The 6,458-nt window shown below is 44.8% G+C and carries 1 protein-coding gene, 1 tRNA gene, 2 rRNA genes and 2 pseudogenes (1 of these 6 running past the window's edge); 5 read left to right on the top strand and 1 reads right to left on the bottom strand.

Annotated features, from left to right (window positions below):
- Nucleotides 1-16: 16 nt before the first annotated feature.
- Nucleotides 17-1,273: pseudogene (locus tag SR187_RS00590) on the bottom strand (ISL3 family transposase).
- A 123-nt stretch (nucleotides 1,274-1,396) separates the two neighbouring features.
- On the opposite strand from SR187_RS00590, the pseudogene SR187_RS00595 reads away from it, so the two are divergent.
- The 5 genes and pseudogenes from SR187_RS00595 to SR187_RS00615 form a co-directional block, all read left to right on the top strand.
- Nucleotides 1,397-1,669, top strand: a pseudogene (locus SR187_RS00595) (ATP-dependent zinc metalloprotease FtsH); the annotation flags it as partial.
- A 233-nt stretch (nucleotides 1,670-1,902) separates the two neighbouring features.
- On the top strand, nucleotides 1,903-2,175 hold the full coding sequence (locus tag SR187_RS00600; protein ID WP_120171140.1) for a hypothetical protein: 273 nt from the start codon (nucleotides 1,903-1,905) through the stop codon (nucleotides 2,173-2,175).
- 328 nt (nucleotides 2,176-2,503) lie between these two features.
- Nucleotides 2,504-4,062 (top strand): 16S ribosomal RNA (locus SR187_RS00605).
- Between the two features lie 167 nt (nucleotides 4,063-4,229).
- Nucleotides 4,230-4,302 (top strand) — tRNA-Ala (locus SR187_RS00610).
- 294 nt (nucleotides 4,303-4,596) lie between these two features.
- A 23S ribosomal RNA gene (locus tag SR187_RS00615) occupies nucleotides 4,597-6,458 on the top strand (it continues 1,041 nt past the right edge of the window).
- The 16S and 23S rRNA genes sit together here with 1 tRNA gene alongside, the layout of an rRNA operon.

Here is a 6,458-nt window from a genome sequence, read left to right on the forward strand (position 1 = left end):
AGTGAGTGACTTATAGCTAAGCGCGAGAGGAGACGAACTTCGTCTTCTCATTTTTGATGTTCAAGGCGATTAAGATACGTTTCTTGAAATTGTCAAAGTTCTTGTAACCAAAGGCATTGCGCTTGATGTCTTTGATGAGTTTGTTAGTGGCCTCAAGTTTAGCGTTAGAGTAAGGCAATTCAATGGCGTTAGTGATGTAGTTTTTATAGCGAATAAATGTGCTCAAAGCGGTTTTAAAGGTGCGATTGAGATGAGGTAAAGCGTCTTGAATTAAGCCCCAAAACTGCTCAGTATTCTTCTCTTGCAGGTGGAAAAGGAGTAACTGGTACAGGTCATAGTAATCTTTAAGCTCAGGGACCAGTTTGAACATCTTATTGAGACATTCTCTAGGCGTTAGAGTCTCTCTAAAAGATCTAGAGTAGAAAGCCTTAGGAGATAGTTTCCGACTATCTTTTTGAATAAGTCTCCAGTAGTACTTAAGAGCTCTGTATTCAAGAGATTTATCGTCAAATTGCTTCATGATTTCAATACGTGTTTGCTTGAGAGCTCTATTGATGTGCTGGACAATGTGGAAACGATCGAGGACAATTTTGGTATTTGGAAATAATTTCTTAATGAGAGGGATATAGCTCCCTGACATATCGACAGTGACGACTTTAACTTTTTTTCTAGCTTCTTTCGAGTACTTGAAGAAATGATTTCGGATGGTTGTTTGACGTCTGTCATCAAGGATGGTAATGATTTTCTTGGTGTTAAAATCCTGAGCAATGAAGGCCAGTTTTCCCTTCTGGTAGGAGAACTCATCCCAGGAAAGCACTTCTGGCAAAGTAGTGTACTCCTCTTGGAAATGAAATTGCTTGAACTTGCGATAGACAGTAGAGGTAGAGATAGCGAGCTTAGCAGCGATATGGGTAAGAGCCTCTCTGTTGAGCAATAGGTGAGCGATTTTCTGTCTCACTATTTCAGAAATTTGGCAATTTTTCTGAACGAGAGATGTTTCAGAAACAGTTACTTTTCGACAGGACTTGCACTGAAATCGTCTCTTTTTCAAACGAATGAGGCTAGGGAAACCAGCAATCTCAATAAAAGGGATTTTAGAAGGTTTCTAGAAGTCGTATTTGATTTGTTTTCCTTTACAGTGTTTACATTTGGGAGGGTGATAATCAAGTGTAGCGGTGACTTCGATATGGGTATCGTATTGAATGGCTTTATTTAAGATGATATTTTTGTCTTTAATTCCGATGAGTAATGTGGTATTATTGATGTGTTCCATAAGATACTTTCTAATGAGTTGTTTAAGCGCTTTTCATTATAAGTCTTATGGGACTTTTTTGATACTCAAAAAGCCCTATAATCTCCACAGTGGGGTTTACCCACTACAGAAATTATAGAGCCGAAGCACATTTCAGACCAGACGGCATATGAACTGGATAATGAAGTGCGCAATCTTCTCAATGAGGCACGTGATAAAGCAGCTGAGATTATCCAGGACCATCGAGATACTCACAAGCTTATAGCCGAAGCTCTTTTAAAATACGAAACATTGGACAGTGTTCAAATCAAGTCACTTTATGAGACAGGTAAAATGCCAGCAAACTCAGAAACTGAAGAAGACGTGCATCCTCTTTCATTTGATGAAATAAAAGAAAAGATGAATACAACTCCTTAGTCACATTATTTATAAAACTATAGACACTTAGAGAGAACGAAAATAGACAATTCGTTCTCTTTTCTTGCTTATTATTCTCTTCTAAGTCTCTGAGGCAGTTTGTATAGTTTGTCACATAAGCAATTATTCCGATCTGACTGTGTAGTGCTTAAACAATAAACTGACAAAGATGTCCTGTTCATCGTATGTCTATTCCTGTTATAGTATCTACTAGTAGGAGGAACCAAAGAATAATGAAAAAAACGTCCCCAAAACAAGTCATTGAAGGCTATCATATTATGAAGAGCAGAAGAATTGTAGCTCTTCCCTCGTCACGAAAAGCTACAGATTCCAAGATACTCACAGATTCGAGCTTTATAAAATTGCGTCAAAAACTACGTCAATTTAGCGCCAATTTAAGTCCTGAAGAAGCAAAAGAATACAGCAAAATTATTAGCGGACAATCTTCACCAGCTCAAGCATCCATACTCCATTCACTTTATGAGTATCTTGAACAAGAAGATTAACACGCATACTGGACGAAATATAAAAAAACCAGGCGTAAGGTATTGACAGGAGCTTAATAAGGTGATAGAATGAATGAGTTGTCACGAGGAGTAATTCATAGTGTCAGATATCAAAATTGAAAAAAAGCAAAAAAAAGTAAAAAAAGATATTGACAAAGTTAAGTAGACGTGATAAACTAAGATAGTTGTCTCGTGAGAAGCGAGGACAAGTAATAAGACCTTTGAAAATTGAAGAAGACGAACCAAACGTGCAGGGTGGACTTTTAAAGATAGAAGTCCGTCAATGAACAAAAACAATAAGTCAGTCAAGACTGACCAGAAAAAAACTTTATATGAGAGTTTGATCCTGGCTCAGGACGAACGCTGGCGGCGTGCCTAATACATGCAAGTGGAACGCAACTTTTCATCCGTTTCTTCGGAAACATCTGAGAAGTTGAGTCGCGAACGGGTGAGTAACGCGTAGGTAACCTGCCTGATAGCGGGGGATAACTATTGGAAACGATAGCTAATACCGCATAAGAGCTTTAGTGGCATCATTGGAGCTTAAAAGGAGCAACTGCTTCACTATCAGATGGACCTGCGTTGTATTAGCTAGTTGGTGGGGTAAAGGCCTACCAAGGCAACGATACATAGCCGACCTGAGAGGGTGATCGGCCACACTGGGACTGAGACACGGCCCAGACTCCTACGGGAGGCAGCAGTAGGGAATCTTCGGCAATGGGGGGAACCCTGACCGAGCAACGCCGCGTGAGTGAAGAAGGTTTTCGGATCGTAAAGCTCTGTTGTAAGAGAAGAACGTGTGAGAGAGTGGAAAGTTCTCACAGTGACGGTATCTTACCAGAAAGGGACGGCTAACTACGTGCCAGCAGCCGCGGTAATACGTAGGTCCCGAGCGTTGTCCGGATTTATTGGGCGTAAAGCGAGCGCAGGCGGTTTCGTAAGTCTGAAGTAAAAGGCTGTGGCTTAACCATAGTACGCTTTGGAAACTGCGGAACTTGAGTGCAGAAGGGGAGAGTGGAATTCCATGTGTAGCGGTGAAATGCGTAGATATATGGAGGAACACCGGTGGCGAAAGCGGCTCTCTGGTCTGTAACTGACGCTGAGGCTCGAAAGCGTGGGTAGCGAACAGGATTAGATACCCTGGTAGTCCACGCCGTAAACGATGAGTGCTAGGTGTTGGGTCCTTTCCGGGACTCAGTGCCGCAGCTAACGCATTAAGCACTCCGCCTGGGGAGTACGGCCGCAAGGCTGAAACTCAAAGGAATTGACGGGGGCCCGCACAAGCGGTGGAGCATGTGGTTTAATTCGAAGCAACGCGAAGAACCTTACCAGGTCTTGACATCCCAGTGACCGCCCTAGAGATAGGGTTTCTCTTCGGAGCACTGGTGACAGGTGGTGCATGGTTGTCGTCAGCTCGTGTCGTGAGATGTTGGGTTAAGTCCCGCAACGAGCGCAACCCCTATTGTTAGTTGCCATCATTCAGTTGGGCACTCTAGCGAGACTGCCGGTAATAAACCGGAGGAAGGTGGGGATGACGTCAAATCATCATGCCCCTTATGACCTGGGCTACACACGTGCTACAATGGCTGGTACAACGAGTCGCAAGTCGGTGACGGCAAGCTAATCTCTTAAAGCCAGTCTCAGTTCGGATTGTAGGCTGCAACTCGCCTACATGAAGTCGGAATCGCTAGTAATCGCGGATCAGCACGCCGCGGTGAATACGTTCCCGGGCCTTGTACACACCGCCCGTCACACCACGAGAGTTTGTAACACCCGAAGTCGGTGAGGTAACCGTTAAGGAGCCAGCCGCCTAAGGTGGGATAGATGATTGGGGTGAAGTCGTAACAAGGTAGCCGTATCGGAAGGTGCGGCTGGATCACCTCCTTTCTAAGGATAAGCAAGTAATGAGAACGTTACGAAATCCGTATGAAGATGGGAAATTCGTGTAGAAGTCAGTAGACTTCAAGGGAATTTATCATTTTCACTAGGAATTTAGTTCGAATACACTTGCTCGGAATCCTGTACGTAGTCTTCTTCAATTTTGAGAGGTCTGTGGGGCCTTAGCTCAGCTGGGAGAGCGCCTGCTTTGCACGCAGGAGGTCAGCGGTTCGATCCCGCTAGGCTCCATCGGTAACGAAAGTTACCAAACAGAATACAAAGGTTCAAGTAGTTGAACACGACCTCATTTTCTAGGAAAAGAGATAAACTTCCTAGTGTGCAAGGCACACTTCGTCAGTTTCCTATTTTTCTACAAAAATGTCCCATTGTGGGAATGGTCTTTGTATCCTATCTTTGTCCATTGAAAATTGAATATCTATATCAAATTCCATTTATTTTAAGAAATAAATGAATAGTAACAAGAAAATAAACCGAAACGCTGTGAATTAATGAGAATTCTAGTTAAAAGAACTAGGTTAATAAGGTTAAGTTAATAAGGGCGCACGGTGGATGCCTTGGCACTAGAAGCCGAAGAAGGACGTGACAAACGACGAAATGCCTTGGGGAGCTGTAAGTAAGCATTGATCCATGGATATCCGAATGGGGGAACCCACTAGCTAGATGGCTAGTATCCACATCTGTTAAGGATGTAGGAGGGAAGACGCAGTGAACTGAAACATCTAAGTAGCTGCAGGAAGAGAAAGCAAAAGCGATTGCCTTAGTAGCGGCGAGCGAACCGGCAGGAGGGCAAACCAGAGAGTTTACTCTCTGGGGTTGTAGGACTGCGATGTGGACTTATGATTGATAGACGAATGACTTGGGAAGGTCAGCCAGAGGAGGTAATAGCCCTGTAGTCGAAATCGATGATATACCTAGCAGTATCCTGAGTACGGCGAGACACGCGAAATCTCGTCGGAATCCGGGAGGACCATCTCCCAACCCTAAATACTCTCTAGTGACCGATAGTGAACCAGTACCGTGAGGGAAAGGTGAAAAGTACCCCGGAAGGGGAGTGAAATAGAACCTGAAACCGTGTGCCTACAAGAAGTTCGAGCCCGTTAATGGGTGAGAGCGTGCCTTTTGTAGAATGAACCGGCGAGTTACGTTATGATGCGAGGTTAAGTTGAAGAGACGGAGCCGAAGGGAAACCGAGTCTGAAAAGGGCGCATTAGTATTATGACGTAGACCCGAAACCATGTGACCTACCCATGAGCAGGTTGAAGGTGCGGTAAGACGCACTGGAGGACCGAACCAGGGCACGTTGAAAAGTGCTTGGATGACTTGTGGGTAGCGGAGAAATTCCAAACGAACTTGGAGATAGCTGGTTCTCTCCGAAATAGCTTTAGGGCTAGCGTCGACATAAAGATTCTTGGAGGTAGAGCACTGTTTGGATGAGGGGGCCATCTCGGTTTACTGATTTCAGATAAACTCCGAATGCCAAGTAATTATGGTCGGCAGTCAGACTGCGAGTGCTAAGATCCGTAGTCGAAAGGGAAACAGCCCAGACCACCAGCTAAGGTCCCAAAATAACTATTAAGTGGAAAAGGATGTGGGGTTGCACAGACAACTAGGATGTTAGCTTAGAAGCAGCTATTCATTCAAAGAGTGCGTAATAGCTCACTAGTCGAGTGACCCTGCGCCGAAAATGTACCGGGGCTAAAATAGTTTACCGAAGCTGTGGATGACCTTTGAGGTCATGGTAGGAGAGCGTTCTATATGCGGTGAAGGCATACCGTGAGGAGTGCTGGAGCGTATAGAAGTGAGAATGCCGGTATGAGTAGCGAAAGACAGGTGAGAATCCTGTCCACCGTAAGACTAAGGTTTCCAGGGGAAGGCTCGTCCGCCCTGGGTTAGTCGGGACCTAAGGAGAGACCGAACGGTGTATCCGATGGCCAACAGGTTGATATTCCTGTACTAGAGTATGAAGTGATGGAGGGACGCAGTAGGCTAACTAAAGCGGGCGATTGGAAGTGCCCGTCTAAGCAGTGAGGCTTGGTATGAGTTAAATGCTTGTATCTTTAAGGTTGAGCTGTGATGGGGAGCGAAGTTTAGTAGCGAAGTTAGTGACGTCACACTGCCAAGAAAAGCTTCTAGCGATGTATCATACTCTACCCGTACCGCAAACCGACACAGGTAGTCGAGGCGAGTAGCCTCAGGTGATCGAGAGAACTCTCGTTAAGGAACTCGGCAAAATGACCCCGTAACTTCGGGAGAAGGGGTGCTGTCTTATGGACAGCCGCAGTGAATAGGCCCAAGCAACTGTTTATCAAAAACACAGCTCTCTGCTAAATCGTAAGATGATGTATAGGGGGTGACGCCTGCCCGGTGCTGGAAGGTTAAGAGGA

Source organism: Streptococcus ruminantium (assembly GCF_003609975.1).
In the GTDB taxonomy this organism is placed as follows: domain Bacteria; phylum Bacillota; class Bacilli; order Lactobacillales; family Streptococcaceae; genus Streptococcus; species Streptococcus ruminantium.

Bases quoted from the DNA above. Each gene is read 5' to 3' on its own strand.
- SR187_RS00600 (WP_120171140.1), top strand. From the start codon at position 1,903: ATGAAAAAAACGTCCCCAAAACAAGTCATTGAAGGCTATCATATTATG.